Raw genomic sequence first — 26,329 nt, 5'->3', positions numbered from 1 at the left:
AACCGCCACATCGCCGCCCTCTGCCCGGCCATCGTCCTCGACGACAACGAGCAGGCCCGCCACATCGGCATCCGCGGCCAGCGCTACTTCATGGAATCGCTGGCCTACTGGTACGCCGGCGGCGAACGCCCGGACCCGGAAAAGTGGAAGGACGACACCTTCATCGACGGCAACGGCCAGGCGGTGATCAAGTCGCGCTTCGCCTCCGAGGAAGTCACCGTGGACTTCTCCGACCCGACCATGGCGATGATGAACCCCAACCATGCCTACGGCACCGTGAACGACTGCATCGGCTACGTGCAGCGCCTGATCGACGCCGGCGCCGACGAAATCCTCTTCATCTGCCAGATGGGCACCGTGCCCCAGTGGGCGCAGATCGAAACCCTGAAGAACATCGGCGAACACGTGATTCCCTACTTCCGCAAACAGAACGGACTGACCTGAGCCGCGGAGTGAGGAATGCAGAACGGGCCTTCGGGCCCGTTTTGCTTTTCCGGCGATGCAGCGTGTAGGGGCGAATTCCGCCTGGCCTCAACCCGACTTTTTCACGATGGCCTCGGCGATGCTCGTCGGCACTTCGGCGTAACGGGCAAACTCCATGGAGAAGCTGGCGCGGCCCTGGGACATGGAGCGCACGTCGGTGGCGTAGCCGAACATCTCGCCCAAGGGAACCTCAGCGCGGATGATCTTGCCGGACACGCCGTCGTCCATGCCGTGGATCAGGCCACGGCGACGGTTGAGGTCGCCCATGATGTCGCCCATGTAATCCTCCGGCGTCACCACTTCCAGTTTCATCACCGGCTCCAGCAACACGGCACCACCCTTTTGCGAGAGCTGCTTGGTGGCCATGGAGGCGGCGATCTTGAAGGCCATCTCGCTGGAGTCCACATCGTGGTAGGAGCCGTCGAACACCGCCGCCTTCAAACCAATCAGGGGATAACCGGCGAGCACGCCGTTCTTCATCTGCTCCTCGATACCTTTCTGGATGGCCGGGACAAACTCGCGCGGCACCACGCCGCCGACCACTTCATTGATGAACTCCAGCCCCTCCTTGCCTTCGTCCGCGGGGGCGAAGCGAATCCAGCAGTGACCGTACTGGCCACGGCCGCCGGACTGGCGAACGAACTTGCCTTCGATCTCGCAGGTCTTGCGGATGGTCTCGCGGTAAGCCACCTGGGGCTTGCCGGTATTGGCCTCGACGTTGAACTCGCGCTTCATGCGATCGACGATGATGTCCAGGTGCAGCTCGCCCATGCCGGAGATGATGGTTTGTCCGGTCTCCTCATCCGTCCTCACCCGGAATGACGGGTCTTCCTGGGCCAGCCGGCCAAGGGCGATGCCCATCTTTTCCTGGTCGGCCTTGGTCTTGGGTTCGACGGCGATGGAGATCACCGGCTCGGGGAAATCCATGCGTTCGAGGATGATGGGCTTGTTGAGATCGCAAAGGGTGTCGCCGGTGGTGACGTCCTTCATGCCGATCAGGGCGGCGATGTCGCCGGCGCGTACTTCCTTGATTTCGGCGCGGTGGTTGGCATGCATCTGCACCATGCGGCCGACGCGCTCCTTCTTGCCTTTCACCGAGTTGAGCACGGCATCACCGGAGTTCAACACACCGGAATAGACGCGAACGAAGGTCAGGGTGCCGACGAAGGGGTCAGTGGCAATCTTGAAAGCCAGTGACGAGAAGGGTTCGGTGTCGTCGGCGTGGCGTTCGTCTTCTTTCTCCGGGTCGTCCGGGTGAGTACCGCGAATGGACGGAATCTCGGTGGGTGCCGGCAGCAGTTCCACCACCGCATCCAGCACCAGCGGTACGCCCTTGTTCTTGAAGGAGGAACCGCACACTGCCGGCACCACTTCGCAGGACAAGGTACGGATGCGCAGGCCCGTCTTGATTTCCTCCTCGCTCAGGTCGCCCTCGTCGAGGTACTTGGTCATCAACTCCTCGTTGGCTTCGGCGGCCACTTCGAGCATCACGTTGCGCCAGTGGCGGGCCGTTTCTTGCAGCTCGGCGGGGATTTCTTCTTCGCGGAAGCTGGCGCCCTGGTCGGCGTCATTCCAGTAGATGGCCTTCATGCGGATCAGGTCGATCTGGCCGTTGAAGTTCTCTTCCTGACCAATGGGCAACTGGATCGGCACCGGCGTGTGGCCGAGGCGCTTCTTGATCTGCTCCACCACGCGCAGGAAGTCGGCACCGGCGCGGTCCATCTTGTTCACGTAGGCAATGCGCGGCACATGGTACTTGTCGGCCTGGCGCCAGACCGTCTCGGACTGCGGCTCCACGCCGTCGGCACCACTGAATACCACCACCGCACCGTCCAGCACGCGCAGGGAACGCTCCACCTCGATGGTGAAGTCGACGTGACCGGGGGTGTCGATGATGTTGATGCGGAACTTGTCGAGCTGCTTGCGCGAGCCGCTCCAGAACGCAGTGGTGGCCGCCGAGGTGATGGTGATGCCGCGTTCCTGCTCCTGCACCATCCAGTCCATGGTCGCGGCGCCATCATGCACCTCGCCCATCTTGTGGTTGACGCCGGTGTAGTAAAGAACCCGTTCGGTGGTGGTGGTCTTGCCGGCATCCACGTGGGCCACTATGCCGATATTGCGGTAATGGCTGATGGGGGTCGTGCGGGCCATGACAATCACCTCCGTGCGGGTTATGGAATATGGCAGGGCCGCACGCGCTCCGGCGGTGCCACCGGCACCGGGTTCGAGAACAAAGGTTGTGGGCGCAAGGCCTCGCTGCAAGGGCATGGCGCAGCCCCCACGGCCGGCACCTCCCCTCCTCTAACGCTAGCACCGCCTCGCCCATGCCACCGGCCACTCATCCGCTAGTCCGGGCGGACGATATCGGCTTCGACAAACTCGACGTATTACCCACCAGCCAGTACCTGCTCAAGGCCGCTGCCGCGCTTTGGGCCCAAGGGGAGCGGCCACCGGTGCGGCTCCCCGTTCGAGGGCGGGACTTGCTACAGGCCGCTGAGCAGGCGCCGGAACTCTTGTTCCGAATAGCCGCGCAGTGTCTGCGTCCTTACATTGCCCAACTGGCCCGTCTTGAGCAGCAGGGTGGTCGCCGCTTCCTCATCCCCTTCGACGATCAGCACCAGGTCGAAGCTGCCTACCGTCCAGTAGACGGTCTTGACCGAAAGGCCGAGCTGCTCGGCCAACCCTTTGAAGGCGACGAACCGATCCGGGGAGTCCTTGACGCTGCGGATACCCTGATCGGTGAAGGTCGCCAGCGTGATGAACGTAGCCATACGCTCGCTCCTGTTGAGTTGCAGGGCGACGGTCGGGATTGCGGAAATCACTGCACCGGAAAAAGGCCGCCACTCTTCCCGCCATGCATGCCCATCTGGCGCAATGCGCCACGGGCCCTGTCGACAGCGAGCTTCCGACGACCTCCACAAACTAGGAATAGCACTCCCGGACCGGGACGCATGACCACTGATCCAATGTCCGCCGGGCAGGCCCGGGAGGCCGGCCTATACTTTCAGCCCCGGTAGGCCGATGGACCTGCCGCGATAGCCGCCGTGGGTTGGCGGCCCCTTCCAGCCAGACAGAAAGGAGGACTTACATGGCAATCCGCATTGGTGACGAAGCGCCCGATTTCACTGTGGACAGCACCGAAGGCACGATCAATTTCCACCAGTGGATCGGTGACCAGTGGGCCATTCTGTTCTCCCACCCAAAGGACTTCACGCCGGTCTGCACCACCGAGCTGGGCTACATGGCCAAGCTCAAGCCCGAATTCGACAAGCGCCATACCAAGGTGATCGGCCTGTCCGTGGATCCGGTCAGCGATCACCGCAAGTGGGTCGGTGACATCGAGGAAACCCAGGGGCACGCGGTCAACTACCCGATGATCGGCGACGAAAACCTGGTGGTGGCCAAGCTCTACGACATGATCCACCCCAATGCCAGCGCGGGCCCGCGCACTGCAGTGGATAACGCCACGGTGCGTTCGGTGTTCATCATCGGCCCGGACAAGAAGGTCAAGGCGATGCTGGTCTACCCCATGAGCGCCGGTCGCAACTTCGACGAGGTGCTGCGCCTGCTGGACTCGCTGCAGCTCAACGCCAAGCACACGGTGGCGACGCCGGTGAACTGGCGTCCGGGTGATGACGTGATCATCCCGACCTCGGTATCGGACGAAGATGCGAAGAAGAAGTACCCCGACGGCTACAAGACCCTGAAGCCCTACCTGCGGGTCGTCGCCCAGCCCAAGTGAATGGCCGCGCGCCCTCTTCCGGGAGGGCGCGCCAGCGCCTGCCATACTCTTCCCCATGGTCAGGGCCACATTCCGTTTCTACGAAGAGCTCAATGACTTCCTGCCCGCCGAGCGGCGCCGGCAGGCATTCACGTGCGCCTGTGCGCGGGCGGCCACCGTCAAGCACATGATCGAGGCGCTGGGCGTGCCTCACACCGAGGTGGAACTGGTGCTGCTCAATGGCGAGTCGGTGGGCTTCGAGCGGGTGATCCTCGATGGCGACCGGCTGGCGGTCTATCCCAAGTTCGAGGCATTGGATATCAGCCCGCTGCTCAAGGTCCGTGCCCGACCGCTGCGAATACTGCGCTTCGTCGCCGACGCCCACCTCGGCGGCCTCGCCAGCCTGCTGCGCATGTGCGGCTTCGATACCCTCTACGACAACGGCTTCGAGGACGGCCAGATCGCCGAAATCTCCGCCCAAGAAGGGCGCATCGTGCTGACCCGCGACCGCGAGTTGCTCAAGCGCCGCATCATCACCCACGGCTGCTACGTGCATGCCTTGAAACCCTCGCTGCAGCTGCGCGAATTGTTCGAGCGCCTCGATCTGGCCCGCAGCGCCAACCCCTTCAGCCTCTGCCTGCACTGCAATCACCCGCTGCAGGAAATCACCCCGGAGCTCGCCCGCCCTCGCCTGCCGCCGCGCATCGGTGCGCTCTATTCGCGCTTTCTCAGCTGCGATACCTGCGACCGCCTCTACTGGGAAGGCTCCCACTGGCGCAGCATGTGCGCCCTGCTGGCCCCCTTGCTGGCTGTGGATAAGTCTGACGAAGGCTGATCGGCGCATACCCACAAAAACGGTGGATGAAGCTGTGGATAAGCTGTCGGGAGATGGCCAGGCGCCAGGTCCGCCGGGGGCCCCTTGGGTTGGGTCAATTTCTGAGCGATTACAAGCGCTTAGGTGCGCAGCTGGAAGAAGGCGAATTTCGGTAGGGGCGAGAGATCTGCCTGCGGGCCAAACCCCTTGTAGGAGCTGGCTTGCCAGCGAAACGGGGCCATTCGCTGGCAAGCCAGCTCCTACGGGTAATGCATCTGCTTGCAACACGTCATGCAGACAGAGCCAATGAATTCGCCCCTACACGGTAAGTGCCCAACCAGTACCTACAACGGCATCCGTGCCCGTCTCGACTGCTGCCCCAGCGGCGTGGCGGCCGGCTGGCGTATCAGCGCCGCGCGCCATTCATTGGCGGTGGAGGGATCGGCGTCCTGCAACAGATGCACCTTGCCCGCCACCAGCGTTGCAACTGGCACGCCGTCACGAAACAGCAGGCGATTGCCTGCCACCGCCGGCACCTTGGCGCCGTTGAGCAGGGTGCCCACCAGGTTCAGCGGGTCGCAAGCGGACAGGCCGACCAGGCTGCCCTCCAGCGGGCGCTTGCGCACCTCTCGCAGCAGGCCGACGGCCTCCGGCAAGGCAAACTGCTCGCCGGAGGTGCCGGCCACGAAGCGACCACCACGAATCTCGCCGCGCGCTTCCAGGCGATGGAAGACCCGCAACAGGTCGCGCCAGGGCGGCAGCCAGTCGGCCTCGCGCTCCAGCAGACGCCAGCCCACCACGCCATATCGACGCAGCAGGGTGCGCGCGACATGTTCCAGGGCCTCGTCCGGGACCTTGCCGTTGCTCTCCTCCGCCTTGCCGCGCAACAGCGCCCAACGCCCGGCATCCTGCATATTGGCCAGGGCCAGGCGCGCGCGGCGGTCATGGCGGCTGCGACGCGCCGCCGGAAGCAGCAACGAACGCAGGCCGGCGAAGCTGTCGGCGTTGGCCAGGCCCAGGGCCACCAGCTCGCCCAGGCAATCCTCCAACTCGCTGCGCAGCAGGTGGGCCTCGTCCATCAGCTCATCGAAGAACAGCGCACCCTGGCTGGCCAGTACCTGGCGCACGCGCTCGGCGCGGGCGGAGGGCGCGGGTGCCGGCCCTTCCTGCAAGCAGGCACGCCAGAGCGCCAGGCTCTTGCGCGGCAGCAACAGGATGGGGGTGCCGCGCACCGGCCCCGCGACTGCTTTGCCGCGCCCGCCCAGGCGACACCAGACCACCCGGCCAGCACGGCAGAGGTCGTCCAGCCAGTTGATGCCGTAGTCAGCCACCCGGCTGGGGAGAATTTCACTTTCCCAGGCGCCAGCCGCCGCCTCGAAGCCTTCCAGTTGGCCCAGCACCCCGGCCAGCGCTTCGGCACCGCGCACCTGGGCATTGGCGGCAACGCGTTGCCAGTCGAACAGGAAGCGCATGAAATCGGCTCGCTCCACCGGTTCGATCTCGCGGCGCAGACGCCGCACCGTGTAGCGATGGATACGTGCCAGCAGATGGCGCTCGCACCACTCTTCCGCTGTCGCGCCGGGAGTGAAGCGGCCACGCAGCACCTGTCCCTCGCGCTCCAGGCTCGCCAGGGCGAAGGTCAGCGGCGCAGGGCTCTGGTGCAGGTCGGCCGCCAGCTTCGCCAAAGTCAGTGGACCAAAGCCACCGAGACGGGCTCGCACCACTTCCACCAGGGCGGCCTCGGCCTCCCACGCGGCGGTGAAACCCTCCGGCGCGGCAATGGCCGGCTTGCGGACGGCTTCTGGATAGAGCGCGCGGAGTTGTTCCACACGCTCGGCCGCCAGCCACAGGGCGGGCGTGCCGTCCAGGTGCATGCACGCGGCGCGGCGCGCCTTGGCCAGTTGGGTGAGCCAGCCTGCCCAGTCATCATTGGCGTCGACCTCTGCCTGGGTCACACAGGCCAGAGCGAGCAGGGCCTCGTGCATCTCATCGGCATCGCGCACCTGTGGCCAGGCTTCTTCGGCCACGGCCGCGATGGCCTCCCTATCCAGCGCGCCCAGATCGTCGGCGGACTCCGGATCGCTCCAGCGCCGTTGTTGCACGGCCTGGGTACGGCGTTCTTCCAGTGGCGCGTCATCGAGAAAGGCATAGGGCCGCGCGCCTAGGATTTCCGCCGCCAGGGACGAAGGCGCCGGCAGGTCACGGGCAACCAGATCGACTTCGCCCCGCTCCATTCGCCGGAGCAGGGCCAACCAGCCCTCGGTATCCATGGCCTCGTGCAGGCAGTCATCCAGGGTCTGGGCCACCAGCGGGTGATCGGGAATCTCACGTTCGCCCAACAGGTTCTCCTGGCAGGCCACCTGGTCGGGGAACACGCTGGCCAACAGGTCTTCACTGCGCATGCGCTGGATTTGCGGTGCCACCTTGCGGCCCCCGGAGTAGCGCGGCAGGGCCAGCGCGGCGGAAGCATTCCAGCGCCAGCGCACGCCGAACAGCGGCGCATCGAGAATCGCCTGGATCAAAAGGTGCTCGGCGCTGTTGGAATGCAGGTAGCGCCAGACCTCCTCCAGCGGGAAGCTGTGGCTGGTGGACAACGACAGGATCAAGGCGTCCTCGGTGGCCGCCGCCTGCAGCTCGAAGTTGAAGCTGCGGCAGAAGCGCTTGCGCAGGGCCAGGCCCCAGGCACGGTTGAGCCGGCTGCCAAAGGGCGAATGGATGATCAGTTGCATGCCCCCGGATTCATCGAAGAATCGCTCCATCACCAGCCGTTGCTGGGTCGGCAAGGCCCCCAGGGCCGCCCGTGCCCGCGCCAGGTACTCGACTATCTGCCGCGCGGCTGCCTCGCTGAGGCCAATGTCTTCGCGCAAAACCTCGATCGCCCGCGCAATACCCTCCCCTCGCTCGGGCGGCTCCCCTCTCCCCCTGGGAGAGAGGTTGGGGGTGAGGGTTGCATCAGCAGGCTCGGACGCCACCAGAACGTCCTCCACCATCCCACGCAACCGCGCCACCCCCGCCGACAGCTCATCCGTCCGCCCCGGCGCCTCCCCCAACCAGAACGGAATATTCGGCGGCTGCCCCTGGGCGTCTTCCACCCGCACGCGGCCCGGCTCGACCCGCAGGATGCGATAGGACTGGTTGCCGAGCTGGAACACATCCCCAGCCAGGCTTTCCACGGCGAAATCCTCGTGCACGCTGCCCACCGGCACGCCCTGGGGTTCCAGCACCACGGCGTAGTCGGCGGTCTCGGGAATGGCGCCGCCGGAGGTGATGGCCGTCAGGCGTGCGGAGCGGCGACCGCGTAAACGTCGATTCACCGCATCACGGTGCAGGTAGGCACCGCGAACGCCCTGCCGGCCGTTGTAGCCCTCGGACAGCATCCTCACGAGGGCATCGAACTGCTCTCGCGCCAGTTCCGCATAGGGCATGGCGCGGGTCATCAACTGGTACAGCGCGTCTTCGCCCCATTCCTCGCAGGCCACCTCGGCCACCATCTGCTGGGCCAGCACATCCAGCGGCGCATGGGGGATGACCAGGGCATCCAGCTCATCACGGCGTACGCAATCCAGCAGCGCCGCGCACTCGATCAGGTCGTCGCGTGATTGCGGGAAAAGCCGCCCCTTGGGCGTACCGCCAACACTGTGGCCGGAACGGCCTACCCGTTGCAGGAACGCGGCAATGCTGCGTGGCGAGCCAAGCTGGCAGACCAGCTCCACCTCGCCGATATCGATGCCTAGCTCCAGCGACGCCGTCGCCACCAGCACCTTGAGTTCACCGCGTTTGAGACGCTGCTCGGCATCCAGACGCAGGTCCCGCGCCAGGCTGCCGTGGTGGGCGGCCACCGCAGCGTTGCCCAGGCGCTCGGAAAGGTGGCGGCTGGCGCGTTCGGCCAGGCGTCGGGTGTTGACGAAGACCAGGGTGGTGCGATGCGCAGCCACCAGCTCAGCCAGGCGGTCGTAGACCTTCTCCCAGGCCTCATGGCTTAGCACCGCCTCCAGCGGTACCGGCGGCACCTCGATTGCCAGATCGCGTTGGCGGCTGTAGCCCACATCCACCAGGGTGCAAGCATCGCGCCCCTGGCCCACGAGGAACTCGGCCACCCGCTCGATGGGTTTCTGCGTGGCCGACAGGCCGATGCGCTGCAACGTGCGTCCGCACAGGTTCTCCAACCGCTCGGCACTGAGCATCAGGTGGCTGCCGCGCTTGCTGCCGGCGATAGCATGGATCTCATCGATGATCAGGCTGCGGCAGCCGGCCAGCATGGCGCGACCTGACTCGGAGCCAAGCAGGATGTAGAGCGACTCCGGCGTGGTCACCAGGATATGCGGCGGGCGCTTGCGCATGGCGTCGCGCTCGGCCTGGGACGTATCGCCGGTGCGCACCGCGGTGCGGATATCCACATCGGCCAGGCCCTGGCGTACCAGCTCGGCCCGGATGCCGGCCAGGGGCTCTTCAAGGTTGATGCGGATGTCGTTGGACAATGCTTTGAGCGGCGATACGTAGACCACCGTGCAGCGGTCCGGCAGCCCGCTCTGTTCCAGCCCTTCGTGGATCAGTTCGTCGATGGCGGAGAGGAAGGCCGTAAGCGTCTTGCCCGAGCCGGTGGGCGCCGCCACCAGTGTGCTCGCGCCCGCTCGAATGGCCGGCCAGGCACGGGCCTGGGCCGCCGTCGGGGCGGGGAAGCTGGCATGGAACCAGGCGGCGACGGCGGGATGAAAACCGTCCAGTGCGGCCGGGTCGGATTGGTGGGTCAAGGTCATGGCCCTCACTATGGTTGGCCCCCGGCGGAGGCTCAAGGGGGACGGACCGATGGTCGCCCCCCTCCAGCGGCAGGCCCTTGCCCGGAGGCGGCAAGACCCTGCCGACAGACTGGTACTAACGTCCAGCAAACACCAGCAACCACGGCCCCCTCAGCGAGCTGGCCCGATTCCTGCTGAGCCGGTGGCCAGATCGAGCAGAGGACCTGCCATGACCACCATTTCCAACCAATCGGCCCTGACCAGCTACCTGGGACTTGCCTCAAGGAGCAGCACCGCCACCAGCAACACCGGCGGCACCAGCACGACCAAGGCCGAAGACAAATCGACCACCACCCAGGATCCGGTCGCCGACCTGCGCCGCTATGCCAACGCACTGATCGCCCAGAGCCGTGGCGGCCTGTTTCGCGCCATGAGCGGTGGCGGAGCCATCAGCGGTAGCCAGCCCACCAGTACGCGCGCCACGGACAATACTCAGTCGAACACCGGCAACAGCAAGATCGAGCTACCGGACGTGTCCGAACTGGACCGCGACGATGCCCTGAAACTGAAAGACAAGGTGCAGAAGCTGATCGATGCCGGTTTCGACGAGAAAGACAGCGGCATCGGTTTCATCGGCTACGACGGCGACAAGGAAACCACCTCCCTGACCACCTACCGCGACTGGTTGCAGGCCAAGGGCGGGGTCAGCATCTACGTCTGAGCGACTGCACCGCTTATCGGCTGCCAGTGCTCGCCAGCATTTGGCCAGCGGTGGGCCACTAAACTAAGAGTGTCCCGCGATTGTGGGACAAGGAAGGGGCCACTCCAGCTTCGCACGACTCGGCTGCCGCGGCTCCTTCCACCCTTGCGCCGTATCTCCCCCCGCCGCCGCATTTCGCTGTCGCCCCGGCCAGATGATTGCCCCCTTGCCAGAGGAGGACAGGCAGTGGACGAATCCAGACTCAATGATTTCATGGGCAAGCTGGTCGCTGATATGGGCGGCGCCGCCATGCTCGCCAACATCGTTCTCGGTGAAGAGCTCGGCCTGTATCGCGCCATGGCCGACAGCCAGCCGATCAGCCCGGACGACCTGGCCGCCAAAACCGGCTGCAATGCACGCCTGTTGCGCGAATGGCTGAGCGCTCACGCCGCCTCCGGCTACATGGAACACGACAACGGACGCTTCCGCCTGCCGGAAGAACAGGCATTGGCGTTGGCCCAGGAAGACTCGCCGGTTTACGTGGCCGGCGGCGCTTCGGTGATTGCCTCACTCTTCCACGACAAGGACAAGCTGGTGAAAGCGATGCGCGGTGACGGCGGACTGGCCTGGGGCGACCACCACCCTTGCATGTTCAGCGGCACCGAACGCTTCTTCCGGCCCGGCTACCGGGCGCACCTGGTGGCCGAGTGGCTGCCGGCCCTGGACGGCGTGGTCGACAAGCTGAAGGCCGGCGCCAAGGTGGCCGATGTCGGCTGCGGTCACGGCGCCTCCACCGTGATCCTGGCACAGGCTTTCCCGGCCTCGCGCTTCATCGGTTTCGACTATCACGGCCCGTCCATCGAAACGGCCAATCGGCGCGCTGCTGAGGGCGGTGTGGCGGATCGTGCGACCTTCGCCCAGGCCAGTGCCAAGGACTATCCAGGCGACGGCTACGACCTGATCTGCTATTTCGACTGCCTGCACGACATGGGCGACCCGGTGGGAGCCGCCAGGCACGCCTACCAGACGCTGAAACCGGATGGCACCGTGCTGCTGGTGGAGCCCTACGCCAACGATGATCTCGATGACAACATGACCCCGGTCGGCCGCCTGTTCTACTCGGCCTCCACCTTCATTTGCACGCCCAACTCACTGTCCCAGGAAGTGGGCCTCGGCCTCGGCGCCCAGGCCGGCGAGGCCCGCCTGCGCAAGGTGTTCGAAGAGGCCGGATTCACCCACTTCCGGCGGGCCACGGAAACGCCCTTCAACCTGATCCTGGAAGCCCGCAAGTGAGCCGCAGGTGGACCGTACACCAACGGTCCACCACGCCGCGCCACTGAACATCGCCAAGAAACTCCTTGTCAGACAGCTACTAATCTCGCTATTACCTGACTCCGTGCGCGGGAAGGATCTCTGCGACACAATTCCGTAACCTCGCAATGCACAGATAAGAATCACCGCCTCAGCCCGCGCCATGGACAACGGCGCCCCGCATTCCGCCGCGTGTGGCCGTCCGGCCCGCCGGCATCGCTCCAAGGAAATCTCGAATGGCCAGAAGACACGTCATCAATGCCCAGGTCAGCCCGAAGGGCAGCCTCGAAACCCTCTCCCAACTCGAAGTGCAACAGCTCAGCGAAGCCGGTTCCGGCCGCATGTACCAGCTGTTCCGCCAGTGCGCCCTGGCCATCCTCAATACCGGCGCGCAGATCGACAACGCCAAGACCATCCTCGACGCCTACAAGGATTTCGAAGTCCGCATCCACCAGCAGGACCGTGGCGTGCGCCTGGAACTGATCAACGCCCCGGCCGATGCCTTCGTCGATGGCGAGATGATTGCCAGCACCCGCGAGATGCTGTTCAGCGCCCTGCGCGACATCGTCTACACCGAGAACGAACTGGACAGCCTGCGCATCGATCTGGAGAGCTCGCAGGGCATCACCGACTACGTCTTCCACCTGCTGCGCAACGCCCGCACCCTGCGCGCCGGCGTGGAGCCAAAAATCGTCGTGTGCTGGGGTGGCCACTCCATCAGCACCGATGAGTACAAGTACACCAAGAAGGTCGGCCACGAACTGGGCCTGCGCAGCCTGGACGTCTGCACGGGCTGCGGCCCCGGCGTGATGAAGGGTCCGATGAAGGGCGCCACCATCGGCCATACCAAGCAACGCATCCACGGTGGCCGCTACCTGGGCCTGACCGAGCCGGGCATCATCGCCGCCGAGGCGCCCAATCCCATCGTCAACGAGCTGGTGATCCTGCCGGACATCGAGAAGCGCCTGGAGGCCTTTGTCCGCGTCGGCCACGGCATCATCATCTTCCCGGGCGGCGTGGGCACGGCGGAGGAGTTCCTCTACTTGCTGGGCATCCTGATGCACCCAGACAACCAGGACCTGCCGTTCCCGCTGGTGCTCACCGGGCCGAAGAGCGCCGCCGCCTACCTGGAGCAACTGCACGCCTTCGTCGGCGCGACACTCGGTGAAGACGCGCAGCGCCGCTACAGGATCATCATCGACAACCCGGCGGAAGTGGCCATCGAAATGGCCCAGGGCCTGAAGGCGGTGAAGCAGTTCCGCCGCGAGCGCGCGGATGCCTTCCACTTCAACTGGTTGCTGAAGATCGACGAAAGCTTCCAGCGCCCCTTCGAACCCACCCACGAAAACATGGCCAGCCTCAACCTGAGCCGTAGCCTGCCGCCCCACGAACTCGCCGCGAACCTGCGCCGAGCGTTTTCCGGCATCGTTGCCGGCAACGTGAAAGACAAGGGCATCCGCCTGATCGAACAACACGGTCCGTACGAGATCCACGGCGACGCCGTGGTCATGCAGCCGCTGGACGAGTTGCTCCAGGCCTTCGTCCGCCAGCACCGGATGAAGTTGCCGGGCGGCGCGGCCTACGTGCCGTGCTACCGGGTCGCACAGAGCGGCGCGTAGTACCAGGGCACGTTCGCCAGACGGTCAGGCACCCTGGCATATCGCTTGCTAATGCTTCTGCCATAGAACCCACTCCAACGGCGGAGTCGGTTCACAGACGATGGCGTCGTTTCCCGTCACCACCCCCGTGGTGGCGGGAGCGGCGCCTTTTTCGTTCAGTGGCGGGACAAACGACATGACCGACAAGAGTTGCACCCGTAACGACAACCTCGCCTGGGTCGCGGGCAGCGATGCCCCGGAAAAGCGCACAGTCAACCTGGGGTTCATGGCCCTTTCCGACGCGGCCTCGCTGATCGTCGCGGCCACCCAGGGCTTCGCCCAGCCCTACGGCCTGACCCTGGAGCTGAAGCGGCAAACGTCCTGGGCCGGCCTGCGCGACCGGCTGCTGTGCGGTGAACTGGATGCCGCGCATTCGCTCTATGGCCAGGTCTATGGCATCCACCTTGGCCTGGCGGGCGTTCCCACCGAGATGGCAATCCTCATGGGGCTGTGCCAGAACGGCCAGGCGATCAACCTTTCCGAGCCACTGCGCCAGGCTGGCGTGACACGCGCCGAGGCCCTCGTCGCCCATATGCGCCAGCGCGGTGGGAAGCTGACCTTCGCCCAGACCTTCCCCACGGGCACCCATGCCATGTGGCTCAACTACTGGCTGGCAGCCCACGGCATTCACCCCCTGGAGGATGTGAACACCGTGGTAGTGCCACCCGCGCAGATGGTCCAGCACCTGCGCGCCGGTCGCATCGACGGTTTCTGCGCCGGCGGCCCCTGGGGAGCGCTGGCCGTGGACGAAAAGCAGGGCTTCACCCTGGCCACCAGCCAGATGATCTGGCCCGACCATCCGGAGAAGGTACTTGGCTGTACCCGCGCGTTCGTGGAGCAATACCCCAACACCGCCCGCGCGCTGACCATGGCCGTACTGGAAGCCAGCCGCTTCATCGATGCGAACGAAGAGAACAAGCGCAGCACGGCCCGCCTGATCAGCGGCAGCGAGTACCTCGATGCACCGCTTTCGGCGATCGAGCCGCGCTTCCTCGGACACTATGAAGACGGCCTCGGCTATGCCTGGCGCGATGCCCACCCGCTGCGCTTCTTCGCCAGCGGCGAGGCGACCATGCCCTGGCTGTCCGACGGCATCTGGTTCATGACGCAGTTCCGCCGTTGGGGGCTGCTCAGGGAAGACCCGGACTATCTCGGTGTGGCCCGTCGAATCCACCAGCTCGCGCTCTACCGGGAAGCCGGCGACGCGCTGGGCATCGACGTACCGGAGCGACCCATGCGCAGCGCCAGACTGTTCGACGGCCATATCTGGGATGGCAGCGATCCGGCCGGCTATGCCCGCAGCTTCGCCATCCACGCCCGCAGCTCCAAGGCTGCCGCCCCTTCCCCATGACACGTGGAGATGACCGCAGCATGCTTCGCATCCTCCTGATCAATGACACGCCGAAGAAGGTCGGCCGCCTGCGCCAGGCCCTGGTCGAGTCGGGCTTCGACGTCATCGACGAGACCGGATTGACCATCGACCTGCCCGAGCGCATCGAGGCGACGCGCCCCGATGTCGTGCTGATCGACACCGAATCCGCCGGCCGCGACATGATGGAACAAGTGGTGATGGTCAGCCGCGACCGGCCCCGCCCGATCGTCATGTTCACCGACGATCACGACCCCGGCCTGATGCGCCAGGCGATCCAGGCCGGGGTCAGTGCCTACGTGGTCGAAGGCATCCTCGCCGAGCGCCTGCGACCGATCGTGGACGTGGCGATGGCCCGATTCGAGGCCGACCAGGCCCTGCGCGCCCAGTTGCTCGAGCGTGACAGCCAGTTGACTGAACGCAAGCGGGTCGAACTCGCCAAGGGACTGCTGATGAAGATGAAGGCCTGCAGCGAGGACGACGCGTACACCCTGATGCGGCGCCAGGCCATGAGCCGGCAGCAGAAGCTGATCCAGGTCGCCGAGCAGATCATCGCCACTCATGAAATGCTGGGGGTCTGACGACGCAACGCCGCTTGCCCCTGCGTCGAGCCAGCGTCCCACCACCGGGACGCTGGCTTACCCCCTCCGCCTTGCCTATCTCCCCCTGCCGAACCATTGCAGAAACCGCCCCGGCGACCCGATACCGTTCAACCCCCCATCGCCGCGCACCCATATGGCCCACGGGCTCAAGCCCGGTCGCCTCTCGCCACATCTGATTAATACTCAGCAAGCTGCTGATTCGGCTAGCTTTTCGCTGCTTTCTGCTGCGTTGAGCAGTCCTCTGGCGCGGCACGGAAAAATACTGGCAAGGCCTTTGCAAATCCTTCTGCAGATTCCTGCGTAGCGCGCCAACGGCGGTGGGCCGCGGATCACGGACAACGGCGTCCGTCAGAGCTCCTTCCCCTATCGGGAGCTCTGGCGTACGCCGTTTTTGTTTTGCCCTCCAATCAGGACAACACCATGAGCGAACGTGATTCCAAAGAGCCGGTGAACAACAGCCGTCGCAACTTCCTCAAGCAGTCCATCGCCATCGCCAGCACCGTCGGAGGTGTGGCCGCCCTCGGGCTTTCCGCGCCCGACCTCCTGCGCAGCGCCGCCTGGGCTGCCGGCTCGGATGCCCCCGAGAAGGCCGCACTGAAGGTCGGCTTCATTCCGCTGACCGACTGCGCCTCGGTGGTCGTAGCCGCCACCCAGGGGTTCGCCGCCAAGTACGGCCTGTCCATCACCCCCAGCAAGGAAGCCTCCTGGGCCGGTGTGCGCGACAAGCTGAACACTGGTGAGCTGGATGCGTCCCACGTGCTCTACGGCATGATGTACGGCTCCCAGCTCGGCGTCGCCGGACCGCAAAAGAACATGGCGGTGCTCATGGGCCTCAACCAGAACGGCCAGGGCATCACCCTTTCCCGCCAACTGAAAGAAGCGGGCGTGACCAACGGCGAGCAACTCGCCGCGCATATCCGCAAAGGCGGTAACCCGCTGACCTTCGCCCAGACCTTCCCCACCGGCACCCACGCCATGTGGCTCTATTACTGGCTGGCGAACTACGGCATCAACCCGATGACCGACGTCAAGACCATCACCGTGCCGCCGCCGCAAATGGTCGCCAACATGCGTGTCGGCAACATGGACGGCTTCTGCGTTGGTGAGCCCTGGGGCGCGCGGGCCATCTCCGACAAGATCGGCTTCACCGCCGCCACCACCCAGCAGATCTGGGCGGACCACCCGGAGAAAGTCCTGGGATGCTCGCGTGAGTTCGTCGAACAGAACCCCAACACCGCACGGGCGCTGGTGATGGCCCTGCTCGATGCCAGCCGCTTCATCGAAGCCAGCACGGAAAACAAGAAAGCCACCGCCAAGCTGATTTCCGGCAAGGCCTACGTGAACGCCCCGGTGGACGTAATCGAACAGCGCTTCCTCGGCCATTACGAAGACGGCCTGGGCAACCAATGGGACGACCCGCACGCCATGGCCTTCTGCAAGGAATGCCAGGTGAACTTTCCGTACCTCTCCGACGGCATGTGGTTCATGACCCAGTTCCGCCGCTGGGGCCTGATCAAGGAGGACCCCGACTACGCCGCCGTCGCTGCCCAGGTCAACCAGACCCGGCTGTTCAGCGAAGCGGCCGGCGCCCTCGGCCTGCCGGTGCCGGCCACCCAGATGCGCAGCAACACGCTGATTGACGGCAAGGTGTGGGATGGCTCGAACCCGGCCGCCTACGCCCAGTCCTTTGCCATCAAAGTCTGACTCGGGAGGCCACCATGAATGCACCCCTGAACACCCCGTTGCCAGCGGCCACCAAGGTCGCTCCCAGCGACGCCCCGCGCCCGGCCCGACCCGGCGCGGAGGTCTTGCGCAACCTCGCGCGCACGCTGGTCCCACCGCTGCTTGGCCTGCTGTTGTTCATCGGCCTCTGGGCCCTGGTCGCCGCCCGCAGCGAAGGGCTGCCGGGACCGCTGTCGACCTGGCATTCGGCGCTGGAACTGTTCGCCGATCCCTTCTACGACAACGGCCCCAACGACATGGGCATCGGCTGGAACATCCTGCACTCGCTGGGCCGGGTCGGCCTGGGCTTTGGCATGGCCGCGCTGGTGGGCATTCCACTGGGCTTCGCCATCGGCCGCTTTGCCTTCCTGGCCGGCATGCTCTCGCCCATCATCAGCCTGCTGCGACCGGTTTCCCCGCTGGCCTGGCTGCCCATTGGCCTGCTGGTATTCGAAGCCGCCGGCCCGGCATCGATCTGGGTGATCTTCATCAGCTCCATCTGGCCGATCATCCTCAACACCGCCGCGGGCGTCGCCAGCGTGCCGCAGGACTACCTCAACGTGGCGAGGGTCCTGAAACTCTCCGAGTTCAAGGTGCTCACCCGCATCCTCTTCCCCGCCGTGCTGCCACACCTGATGACCGGCATCCGCCTGGCCATCGGCGTCGCCTGGCTGGTGATAGTGGCGGCGGAAATGCTCACCGGTGGCACCGGCCTGGGCTTCTGGGTGTGGGACGAATGGAACAACCTGAACGTCGAGCACATCCTCATCGCCATCATCATCGTCGGTCTGGTGGGGTTGGCCCTGGAACAGAGCCTGCTATGGCTGGCCAAGCGCTTCGACTACGCCAACTGACCCGGAGAGAGACCATGGACAAGTTCGTCGAGCTGACCGGTGTCAGCAAGCATTTCGATACCCGCAAGGGCCGCTTCCAGGCCCTCAGCAACGTCAACCTCTGCATCGCCCGCGGCGAGTTCGTCTCGCTGATCGGCCACTCCGGCTGTGGCAAGTCCACGGTGCTCAACCTCATCGCCGGCCTGCTGGACGCCAGCGAAGGCGGGCTGATCTGCAACGGGCGGGAAATCGACGGCCCCGGACCGGAACGTGGCGTGGTTTTCCAGAACCACAGCCTGCTGCCCTGGATGACCTGTTTCGGCAACGTTTACCTGGCGGTGGAGCGGGTCTTCGGCAATCGCGAAGGCAAGGCCCGGCTCAAGGAGCGCACGGCGGCGGCGTTGCAGATGGTCGGCCTGGAGCATGCGGCGCACAAGCACCCCAACGAGATATCCGGCGGCATGAAGCAGCGCGTGGGTATCGCCCGTGCCCTGGCGATGGAGCCCAAGGTGCTGCTGATGGACGAGCCCTTCGGCGCACTGGACGCCCTCACCCGCGCCCACCTGCAGGACGAACTGCTACGGATCGTCGGCGAAACGCGCAGCACGGTGGTGATGGTCACCCATGACGTGGACGAGGCCGTGCTGCTTTCCGACCGCATCGTGATGATGACCAACGGGCCGGCTGCCACCATAGGCGACATCGTCGAGGTCGGACTACCGCGCCCGCGCGACCGCCTGACCCTGGCCAACGATGCCCACTACCACGCGTACCGCACCGCTGTACTGGAGTTCCTCTACCAACGCCAGCAGCGTCCCGCCGCCTAGGCATCCGCCCCAAGAGACCCGCCCGGCCTCGCGCCGGGCTTTTTGTTTCTCTCTGCCCCGCAGAGGCAACACTGTTTTCCAGCCGGTAGCCCGGATGAAATCCGGGGAAAGTTCAACCGGCACTCACGGCATTCATCCGGGCTGCGACATGCCCGCCTGCTACGAAGGTTGGCCACCCGCCGGCTCACATGCCCCATGCAGGGGCTCCTGTGGCGTGCCTCGCACCCGTCCAATGCAACCTGGCCCACGAATGTCCAGGGCGTAATCGCGAAATGTTCTTTACGCTGAATAAATTCCTTTTAAATCAGCCTCTTGAACAAGCTGGCACAGAGCCTGCTATGACCTCCTCCGGTCAGCACAACGGCGTGTCTGCCACTCAACCGACAACGACGTCGCGGTCACCCCTCCACTTCCGGAGCTGGGGTGCCGCGGCGTTTTTTTTGCGCTTTCCAGACTTAGGAAGACCGCTATGCACATGCTGAAGCCCGCCCTGTTGTCGCTGGCCGTTGCCGGCACCAGTCACGCCGCCCTGGCCGCCGAGGATCTGGGCAACCTGTTCACCCAGGGCAAGCCCATCCTCGATGCCCGCCACCGCTACGAGAACGTCGAGCAGGACAACAACCTGCGTAACGCCAATGCCCAGACCCTGCGCACCCGCGTGGGCTTCCAGAGCGGCAAGTGGTACGGCCTCTCCGGCCTGGTGGAAGTGGACAACGTCAGCCGCCTGGGCGATGCCGCCTACAACAGTAGTCGCAACGGCCAGACCGACTACGCCATGGTGGTCGACCCGGACGGCAGTGAAGTCAACCAGGCCCTGCTGCGCTACGACCAGGCGTTCGGTAGCGCCGTGCTAGGCCGCCAGCGCATCAACCTGGACAACCAGCGCTACGTCGGCGGCGTCGCCTGGCGCCAGAACGAGCAGACCTACGATGCGGCCCTCGGCCAACTCAAGCCTCTCGAAGGCCTGACCCTGACCTATGCCTATCTCGACAACATCAACAGCATTTTCGGCCCGGACAACGGCCGCTTCGACAACCGCACCAACCCGGCCAACATCGAAGGCCACAGCCACCTGTTCAATGCCCAGTACCTGGTCATGCCCGAACTCACGGTGACCGCCTACAGCTACCTGCTCGGCCTGGACAACATCGCCGTCACCGCCAGCGCTCCCTTGGGCAGCCTGTCCAGTGCAACCCGAGGCCTGCGTTTGAACGGCGCCCTGGCCGGTTTCAGTTATGTCTTTGAGTACGCGCGCCAGCAGGACTACGCCGACAACCCGCAGGACCTGGACAGCGAGTACTACCTCGCCGAGCTGGGCTACACCCTCAAGGGGCTGCAGTTGAAAGCCGGCTACGAGGTGCTGGGCGGAGACAGCGGACCGGGCAACCGCGCCTTCCAGACGCCGCTGGCGACCAAGCACCTGTTCCAGGGCTGGGCCGACCAGTTCCTCACCACCCCGGCCGACGGCATCGAGGACGCCTACTTCGGCGTCACCGCGCCACTGGCCGGCGGCAGCCTGCAGGCCTGGTACCACGACTTCGAGACCGAGCGGAACGGCGACAGCTACGGCAGCGAAATCGACCTGTCCTATGCCCATCCGATTCCCGGGGTGAAGGGCCTGGTCGGGCTGATCAAGTACGCCGCCTACGACTCGGATGATCGAAGCCGGACGGTGGATACCGACAAGTTCTGGCTGCAGGCGCAGTACAGCTACTGAGTGAATCCGGCCCATAGCGGGCCGGCCTTCGGTGCGCGGCCGCCATGCCGCGCACCGTATCGTCCCGGTCCGCGGGAAAAGCAGGCGCGATACAGGAGCCGACCATGAAAGACATTCCGCTTCCGGCAGGGCAACGCACCGGCCAGGTGCCCGATGCACCCAGCGCGGCCCTGCCGCCTTCGCGCATCTGGCGGGGATTCGAACCGGGCAGCGCCTTGCTGGCGGCCACCGGTGCGGGCCTATGGCTGCCCCTGGGCCTGGCTCTCTGCGCGACCGCCAGCGCACGCGCCGGACTGGCGCCGGTTACCCTCGGGTTGCTGCTCTGCACCCTCTACTTCGCGTTCGCCCTGCGGTTGCTGGAGCGTCACCAGCGACGCCGCGATGCGTTCTGGCTCAACGAACTGGCCCGTCTCCTGGACGCCCCGCCGGGCTGCAATCCGGCCACCCTGCTGGTGAGCTGCGACCAGCAGTTGCGCGGTGCCGAGCGGTTGCAGAGTGAGGTCCGCTTCTCCAGCCAGGCCCTCGAACAGTTGGCCCAGACAGCCCATGTCCAGGGCAGCGAGCAGAGTCAGCGGGTGACCATGATCGCCGCCGCCAGCGAACAGATCGAACGCAGCCTGGCCAGCGTCGACGAACTGGCCAGCGACGCTCGCACCGCGTTCGCCGCCGCGCTGGCCCAGGGCGAAGACGGCTGCCGCGCGGCAGAAGCGCTTGGCGAAGGCATGGGCGACATTCGCGACAGCCTGGGCGATACGGCCAATGCCGTGAAAAACCTGCTGCACAGCACGGCGCTGGTCGAGCAGTCGGTGCAAAGCATCCAGGACCTGGCCAAGCAAACCCAGTTGCTGGCCCTGAACGCTTCCATAGAAGCGGCCCGCGCCGGCGAACATGGCCGCGGCTTCGCCGTCGTCGCCGAAGAGGTCCGGCGAATGGCCACTGCCACCGATGCAACCACACGCGGCATCACCGCGGCGGCCACGGCCATCACGGCAGCGGTCGGCCAGGTCGACCGGGAAGTCGCCCATCACCGCGAACTGTTGGAGCAGGGCAGCGGGCAAAGCAGCCAACTGGCGGAGAGCCTGGACCGGCTGGCCGGAAAGAGCCGGGAGAACCTGCAACGCTTCGGCAGCATGCAGCAAGCCCTGGGTGAGCATCATCAGGCGAACCAGGCGCTTTGCGAGCAACTGCAGCAGATCAGCGACAGCCTTGAAACCCAGAGCGGCCAGACGCGCAGCCTCCACGGCCTGACCCGTTACCTGTCGCGACTGAGCGGGGAGGTCGCGCGATGATCCTGCAAGCCTTGCTGATAGTCGCCTGCCTGCTGGCCGCCTGCGCACTCCCCTGGAACCTCAGCCAGCGCCGGCAACACCGCGTCGTCCAGACGCTGAACCGTGACCTGCTGCTGGGCCTTGAGTTGATGCAGGGCGTGCAGCGCCATCGTGCGCTGGGCGGCCAGACGGGCCCGGACGCCGTGCGGGACCGCCAGTGCCTGGAACTGCAACTTGAACGCAGCTGGCAGGCCTGGCCAGATGCCGACCACCAGCGGGCCTGGCGGTCTCTGCTCCAGGCTCCGGCGGACTTCGAAGGCCACTGCCGCCTCCTGGAGTCCCTGCTCGCCCGAATCCGGTTCCTGGAGCTGCACATGTGCCGTTTGCTCCAGCGCACGCCAGGCATCGCCGATCGCTGTTGGCAGGTAGAGGATCTGGGCCGTCTACGCGGCCTGTCGATTCGGGCCGCCGCCCTGCCGGAGTGTCCGTTGGAACTGCGCATCCAGCTGCAGTACCTGCACGATCGCCTGCTCGGCAGCGCCGATACCGAGCTGCGCGAAGCCTTGGCACAACTGGCCCGTAACCTGTTCAGCACGCGCAGCCTGGCACTCCAGCCCGCTCAACTCTATGCCCTGTTCACGCCGCTGATCGACAAACGCATCGAAGCCCTGCGAAGCAGCCTGGACTGAGCCGGGGGCCAAGTCCCGCGCTGGGCAGCGTTATTCCGTCCAGGTTTGCGCACGACCTTCCCAGAGGTCTTGCGCAACTCCAGCAGCCGGACGGCGACCGAACGCGAACAGGGTGAAAAAGCGCCACGGTCGCGTGATGGCGCGGGTGGGACTAGGCTCTCCGGGACGCTCGACAGGGGAAAAGTGCCATGCGATCCAGCCTTGCCACCGGTGTGACGCGCCGGGAAATCTGGGCCTGGGCGATGTTCGACTTCGCCAACTCCGGCTACACCACGGTGATCATCACCGCTGTCTTCAACGCCTATTTCGTTGCCGTGGTCGCCGAGGGGAAACCCTGGGGCACCCTGGCCTGGACCAGCACCCTCGCCATCTCCTACGCCCTGGTGATCCTCACCGCGCCCTTGATCGGGGCCTACGCCGACGCTGCCGCCTGCAAGAAACGCCTACTGTTGTTCAGCGCTCTGGGCTGTGTGGTCTTCACCGCCGCGCTGGCCCTGGCCGGACCCGGCGCCCTGGCACTGGCGGTGCTGTTCGTGGTGCTGTCGAACTTTTTCTTCGGCACCGGGGAGAACCTGATTGCCGCCTTCCTGCCCGAGCTTGCCCGCGACGATGCGCTGGGTCGGGTATCCGGCTGGGGTTGGGGGCTGGGCTATATCGGCGGGCTGGTCAGCCTGGGCGCCTGCCTGGGCTATGTCAGCTGGGCGCAGGGCCAGGGGCAAACCGCCGCGCAGTTCGTGCCGGTGTGCGTGCTCATCACCGCCCTGCTCTTCGCCCTGGCCAGTACCCCGACCTTTCTCTACCTGAAGGAACGCAGCCAGCCGCAACCGGCAGCGGAAGGTGGGGCCTGGAGACGTTTTGCCCAGACGATGCGCGACGCCGGGCGCTACCGCGATTTGATGCGTTTCCTGGCCTGTACCGTCTGCTACCAGGCCGGTATCGCCGCGGTGATCAGCCTGGCGGCCATCTACGCCAATCAGGTAATGGGGTTCACCACCCAGGACACTCTGCTGCTGATTTTCATCGTCAACATCACCGCCTCGGTCGGCGCCGTGCTCTTCGGTTGGCTGCAAGACCGCATCGGCCACCGTCCCACCCTGGCGCTGACCCTGCTGGGCTGGCTGGCCATGGTGGGGATGGTCTGGCTGGCCAGCGGCCCGGCGCTGTTCTGGGCCGCCGCCAATATTGCCGGCCTGTGCATGGGCGCCAGCCAGTCGGCAGGGCGCGCCATTGTCGGCCTGCTCGCCCCACCCACGCGGCTGGCGGAGTTCTTCGGACTCTGGGGCCAGGCGGTAAAGCTCTCCGCGATCCTCGGCCCAATGACCTACGGCCTGGCCAGTTGGTTGTCCGGCGGCGACCACCGCCTGGCCATGCTCATCACCGGCAGCTACTTCGTGGTTGGCCTGCTGCTGCTGGCTACCGTGCGACTGGATCGAGGACGGCGGGCGGCGTTGATGGGGTGATGCCGACAACGGAAGCGTCCTGAACGGTCAGCTCGCACTTTTCTCGGCACCGACCCAAATCAAGGTTTCGCCCCCACCCCGGTCTAGACTGCTTCCTATCCCGATGAAAGGAAGCGCCATGCCCGAAGCTACGGATGTCCTGCTCGACTTCGCCAGCGCCCTTGCCGTCGGCCTGCTGATTGGCGCCGAGCGCGGTTGGCGCGAGCGCAACAAGGAGGCCCTGCGGCTGGTGGCGGGCATCCGATCCTTCGGCCTCACCGGGCTGCTCGGCGGGTTCGCCGCCTTTCTTGGCGAGCAGTTTGGCACCGCGGTCTGGGTAGCGATCTTCGCCTGCTTCGCCGTGCTGGTGATCGCGTCGTACTTCGGCGAACTCGTCTATGTGGGCGACCTGGGACTCTCCAGCGAGTTGACCCTGCTCATCACCTTTCTTCTGGGCAGCCTGGCGGTGGCTGGCTATCACACGTTGTCCGCGTCCGGAGCCGTGGTCGTTGCGCTGCTGTTGAGCCTCAAGGATGAACTGCACAAGGCGCTGTTCCGTCTGCAGGAGACGGAGCTCTCGGCGGCCCTGAAGCTGCTGTTCATCTCTGTGGTGATGCTGCCGGTGTTGCCCAATAAAGGCTACGGACCGTGGGAAGTCTTCAACCCCTACGCCACCTGGTGGATGGTGGTGCTGATCGCCGCGCTGGGGTTCGCCGCGTACTTTGCCATCCGCCTGGTGGGCACCCAGCGCGGCCTGCTGCTGACAGCATTGCTGGGCGGCACGGTGTCCTCGACAGCGATGACCATCACGCTGTCCCACCTCACCGGGCACCGGTCCCTGCGCCCGCTGCTGGCCGCCGGCCTGCTGGCGACGTCCGCGCTGATGTTTCCCCGGGTGCTGCTGGAGGTCGGTCTGGTGAACCCCGCCCTGCTGCCCAGGCTGGGCTGGCCCCTGGGTATTACAGCGCTGGTCTACGCCGCCGGCGCGTTCTTCTACTGGAGAATGGCCGCCGAGGATGAATCACCCAAAGCCGAGCCGCCCCTGAAAAACCCCTTCGAGCTGGGCCCGGCCCTGCGCTTCGCCGCGTTGCTGGCGCTGATCCTGTTCCTGGTTGAGGCAGCGCGCCGCTACCTGGGAGATGTGGGCGTCTACCTGGTCTCGCTGCTCTCGGGCCTCACGGATGTGGATGCCATTACCCTGTCGCTGGCCAGGGGTGCCAACCGTGAGCTCGGGGCGGAAGTGGCCGTGCGCGGCATCTTCCTCGCGGTGCTGAGCAATAGCCTGGTGAAAGCGGGCCTGATTGCGGTGATCGGCGGCAAAGGACTGGCGCTGCGCACCTTTCCCTTTATCGGTGGAGGGTTGCTGGCGGGTACCGTTGTCCTGCTGATGGCCTGAAGGTTCAGCGCTTCAGGAACCCCTTGAGCAATTCCCCTACGCGCTCTCCCAACTCCTGATTGGCCGAGAGTTGCAGGCCACGCGCCAGCTCGCTGTCCACTACCTGTTCCACCAGCGGGCGCAGGGCCAGCAACTGGCGATTGAGGTCATCCAGCTCGCTGACGTGGGGCAGGCTGCTGGAGAGCAGCGGGTTGACCAGGTGCTCGACGATCATCCGCACGATGCCGGCCGACACCGGCTCCACCTGGCGGCGGATAGCCGCGAACTGGTCCAGCAGCGCATCCAGTGGAATCCCCGAGCGGTAGAGCTGCACCCCGGCATTGAACACGCGCGGGTTGAGCACCCGCAGATGGTCGCCGGCGAACTCGATCAGACCCAGTTCACGAGCGCGGTCCATGTTGTCGTCGGTGAGGTCGGCGCCGAACAGCGCCTGCACTTCGTCGAAGCCCAACCGCGTCGGTTCCACCAGGTTCCAGGCGCCGACTATGGCCTGTTCCAGCCCCAGTACATGGGCGAGATCCTGCCCTTGCTCCCAGGCCTCCAGCAGCTCACGGATGCTGGCGATGCTGTAGCCGCGTTCCAACAACTGGCCGATCAGCCGCAACCGCGCCAGGTGCTCGCCGTTGTAGATCCCCACACGCCCACGCCGCTCCGGCGGCGGCAACAGGCCACGATCCTGATAGGCGCGCAGGTTGCGCACTGTGGTACCGGCCTCGACGGCCAGTTCATCCACCGTGTATTCGGCATCCGGCAGCACCGGAGCCTCGGCGGCCTGGTTGAGCAACTTACTGAGAAAGGAAGGGACATTTTTCATGGCCCGGATCATATCGCCGCCTCTCTCCCCCCAACAACAACGCCTGGGTTGGCCCAACCATTGGCTGGACTTGCCGCAGGGCGCGATCCGGCACAGCGCAAAAACCTCATCGCAACCGCTCTATATCGAGCCTTGACGCTCGGCGGTAACGCGGTAACAGCACGTACGCCGAGCAGGGCGCGGCTATGGCCAGGGTCGGATTTCCTGTTCAAGAATGACCGTGACATTGA

Annotated in this window: 19 protein-coding genes and 1 pseudogene; 16 read left to right on the top strand and 4 right to left on the bottom strand. The window is 65.6% G+C overall.

All coding sequences use genetic code 11. The features are described 5' to 3' along the window. A pseudogene (locus G559_RS0107455) lies at positions 1–444 on the top strand (LLM class flavin-dependent oxidoreductase); the annotation flags it as partial. Positions 445–531: 87 nt separating this feature from the next. Here G559_RS0107455 and fusA read toward each other — a convergent pair. Then, a complete protein-coding gene (fusA, locus tag G559_RS0107450; RefSeq protein WP_028627646.1) occupies positions 532–2,634 on the bottom strand; it encodes an elongation factor G in 2,103 nt (700 codons plus the stop codon). A gap of 332 nt (positions 2,635–2,966) precedes the next feature. Beyond that, a complete protein-coding gene (locus G559_RS0107445; RefSeq protein WP_028627645.1) occupies positions 2,967–3,254 on the bottom strand; it encodes a GYD domain-containing protein in 288 nt (95 codons plus the stop codon). 317 nt (positions 3,255–3,571) lie between these two features. Between G559_RS0107445 and G559_RS0107440 the strand changes: the two genes are divergently transcribed. Together G559_RS0107440 and G559_RS0107435 are read left to right on the top strand one after the other, a co-directional pair. Next, positions 3,572–4,225 (top strand): peroxiredoxin, encoded by a 654-nt coding sequence (locus tag G559_RS0107440; RefSeq protein ID WP_028627644.1) that lies wholly within the window; start codon positions 3,572–3,574, stop codon positions 4,223–4,225. A gap of 55 nt (positions 4,226–4,280) precedes the next feature. Continuing rightward, entirely contained in the window at positions 4,281–5,039 is a 759-nt protein-coding gene (locus tag G559_RS0107435) for a Mut7-C RNAse domain-containing protein (protein WP_028627643.1), read from the top strand. 323 nt (positions 5,040–5,362) lie between these two features. Here G559_RS0107435 and G559_RS28580 read toward each other — a convergent pair whose 3' ends face one another. After that, positions 5,363–9,775: a DEAD/DEAH box helicase gene (locus G559_RS28580; protein WP_036997051.1), complete on the bottom strand. Its 4,413-nt coding sequence runs from the start codon at positions 9,773–9,775 to the stop codon at positions 5,363–5,365. Positions 9,776–9,983: 208 nt separating this feature from the next. On the opposite strand from G559_RS28580, the gene G559_RS0107420 reads away from it, so the two are divergent. The 13 genes from G559_RS0107420 (at position 9,984) to G559_RS0107360 (ending at position 25,285) form a co-directional block, all read left to right on the top strand. Further along, complete coding sequence (locus G559_RS0107420) at positions 9,984–10,475, top strand: hypothetical protein (RefSeq protein WP_028627642.1); 492 nt, start codon at positions 9,984–9,986, stop codon at positions 10,473–10,475. Between the two features lie 225 nt (positions 10,476–10,700). Continuing rightward, positions 10,701–11,747, top strand: coding sequence for a class I SAM-dependent methyltransferase (locus tag G559_RS0107415; protein WP_028627641.1), 1,047 nt, complete (start codon positions 10,701–10,703; stop codon positions 11,745–11,747). Between the two features lie 254 nt (positions 11,748–12,001). Next, complete coding sequence (gene ppnN / locus G559_RS0107410; RefSeq protein WP_028627640.1) at positions 12,002–13,384, top strand: nucleotide 5'-monophosphate nucleosidase PpnN; 1,383 nt, start codon at positions 12,002–12,004, stop codon at positions 13,382–13,384. Positions 13,385–13,559: 175 nt separating this feature from the next. Beyond that, on the top strand, positions 13,560–14,774 hold the full coding sequence (locus G559_RS0107405) for a CmpA/NrtA family ABC transporter substrate-binding protein (RefSeq protein ID WP_028627639.1): 1,215 nt from the start codon (positions 13,560–13,562) through the stop codon (positions 14,772–14,774). A 20-nt stretch (positions 14,775–14,794) separates the two neighbouring features. Continuing rightward, the gene (locus tag G559_RS0107400; protein WP_028627638.1) at positions 14,795–15,373 is read left to right on the top strand and encodes an ANTAR domain-containing response regulator; all 579 of its coding nucleotides are present in this window, start codon (positions 14,795–14,797) and stop codon (positions 15,371–15,373) included. 441 nt (positions 15,374–15,814) lie between these two features. Next, on the top strand, positions 15,815–17,098 hold the full coding sequence (locus G559_RS0107395; RefSeq protein WP_028627637.1) for a CmpA/NrtA family ABC transporter substrate-binding protein: 1,284 nt from the start codon (positions 15,815–15,817) through the stop codon (positions 17,096–17,098). A 14-nt stretch (positions 17,099–17,112) separates the two neighbouring features. Further along, positions 17,113–17,970: a nitrate ABC transporter permease gene (gene ntrB / locus G559_RS0107390; protein WP_028627636.1), complete on the top strand. Its 858-nt coding sequence runs from the start codon at positions 17,113–17,115 to the stop codon at positions 17,968–17,970. A 14-nt stretch (positions 17,971–17,984) separates the two neighbouring features. Further along, positions 17,985–18,776, top strand: coding sequence for an ABC transporter ATP-binding protein (locus G559_RS0107385; RefSeq protein WP_028627635.1), 792 nt, complete (start codon positions 17,985–17,987; stop codon positions 18,774–18,776). A gap of 469 nt (positions 18,777–19,245) precedes the next feature. Continuing rightward, positions 19,246–20,493, top strand: a complete 1,248-nt coding sequence (locus G559_RS0107380; RefSeq protein WP_028627634.1) for an alginate export family protein — start codon at positions 19,246–19,248, stop codon at positions 20,491–20,493. Between the two features lie 104 nt (positions 20,494–20,597). Beyond that, complete coding sequence (locus G559_RS31090; protein WP_081667949.1) at positions 20,598–21,782, top strand: methyl-accepting chemotaxis protein; 1,185 nt, start codon at positions 20,598–20,600, stop codon at positions 21,780–21,782. After that, a complete protein-coding gene (locus G559_RS0107370) occupies positions 21,779–22,450 on the top strand; it encodes a hypothetical protein (protein WP_081667947.1) in 672 nt (223 codons plus the stop codon). Before G559_RS31090 ends, G559_RS0107370 begins: the two co-directional genes overlap by 4 nt. 188 nt (positions 22,451–22,638) lie before the next feature. Continuing rightward, a complete protein-coding gene (locus G559_RS0107365; protein WP_028627631.1) occupies positions 22,639–23,910 on the top strand; it encodes an MFS transporter in 1,272 nt (423 codons plus the stop codon). Between the two features lie 118 nt (positions 23,911–24,028). Next, positions 24,029–25,285, top strand: coding sequence for an MgtC/SapB family protein (locus tag G559_RS0107360; RefSeq protein ID WP_028627630.1), 1,257 nt, complete (start codon positions 24,029–24,031; stop codon positions 25,283–25,285). 4 nt (positions 25,286–25,289) lie between these two features. Here G559_RS0107360 and G559_RS0107355 read toward each other — a convergent pair whose 3' ends face one another. Further along, complete coding sequence (locus tag G559_RS0107355) at positions 25,290–26,099, bottom strand: MerR family transcriptional regulator (RefSeq protein ID WP_028627629.1); 810 nt, start codon at positions 26,097–26,099, stop codon at positions 25,290–25,292. Between the last annotated feature and the right edge of the window lie 230 nt (positions 26,100–26,329).

The organism is Metapseudomonas resinovorans DSM 21078 (assembly GCF_000423545.1).
GTDB classification, from domain to species: domain Bacteria; phylum Pseudomonadota; class Gammaproteobacteria; order Pseudomonadales; family Pseudomonadaceae; genus Metapseudomonas; species Metapseudomonas resinovorans.
The sequence above is the reverse complement of the archived record's forward strand: the minus strand, read 5'-3'. Positions and strand labels throughout refer to the sequence as shown.

Coding starts and splice junctions, on each gene's coding strand:
- fusA (WP_028627646.1), bottom strand. CDS start 2,634: ATGGCCCGCACGACCCCCATCAGCCATTACCGCAATATCGGCATAGTG.
- G559_RS0107445 (WP_028627645.1), bottom strand. CDS start 3,254: ATGGCTACGTTCATCACGCTGGCGACCTTCACCGATCAGGGTATCCGC.
- G559_RS0107440 (WP_028627644.1), top strand. CDS start 3,572: ATGGCAATCCGCATTGGTGACGAAGCGCCCGATTTCACTGTGGACAGC.
- G559_RS0107435 (WP_028627643.1), top strand. CDS start 4,281: ATGGTCAGGGCCACATTCCGTTTCTACGAAGAGCTCAATGACTTCCTG.
- G559_RS28580 (WP_036997051.1), bottom strand. CDS start 9,775: ATGACCTTGACCCACCAATCCGACCCGGCCGCACTGGACGGTTTTCAT.
- G559_RS0107420 (WP_028627642.1), top strand. CDS start 9,984: ATGACCACCATTTCCAACCAATCGGCCCTGACCAGCTACCTGGGACTT.
- ppnN (WP_028627640.1), top strand. CDS start 12,002: ATGGCCAGAAGACACGTCATCAATGCCCAGGTCAGCCCGAAGGGCAGC.
- G559_RS0107405 (WP_028627639.1), top strand. CDS start 13,560: ATGACCGACAAGAGTTGCACCCGTAACGACAACCTCGCCTGGGTCGCG.
- G559_RS0107400 (WP_028627638.1), top strand. CDS start 14,795: ATGCTTCGCATCCTCCTGATCAATGACACGCCGAAGAAGGTCGGCCGC.
- G559_RS0107395 (WP_028627637.1), top strand. CDS start 15,815: ATGAGCGAACGTGATTCCAAAGAGCCGGTGAACAACAGCCGTCGCAAC.
- ntrB (WP_028627636.1), top strand. CDS start 17,113: ATGAATGCACCCCTGAACACCCCGTTGCCAGCGGCCACCAAGGTCGCT.
- G559_RS0107385 (WP_028627635.1), top strand. CDS start 17,985: ATGGACAAGTTCGTCGAGCTGACCGGTGTCAGCAAGCATTTCGATACC.
- G559_RS0107380 (WP_028627634.1), top strand. CDS start 19,246: ATGCACATGCTGAAGCCCGCCCTGTTGTCGCTGGCCGTTGCCGGCACC.
- G559_RS31090 (WP_081667949.1), top strand. CDS start 20,598: ATGAAAGACATTCCGCTTCCGGCAGGGCAACGCACCGGCCAGGTGCCC.
- G559_RS0107370 (WP_081667947.1), top strand. CDS start 21,779: ATGATCCTGCAAGCCTTGCTGATAGTCGCCTGCCTGCTGGCCGCCTGC.
- G559_RS0107365 (WP_028627631.1), top strand. CDS start 22,639: ATGCGATCCAGCCTTGCCACCGGTGTGACGCGCCGGGAAATCTGGGCC.
- G559_RS0107360 (WP_028627630.1), top strand. CDS start 24,029: ATGCCCGAAGCTACGGATGTCCTGCTCGACTTCGCCAGCGCCCTTGCC.
- G559_RS0107355 (WP_028627629.1), bottom strand. CDS start 26,099: ATGAAAAATGTCCCTTCCTTTCTCAGTAAGTTGCTCAACCAGGCCGCC.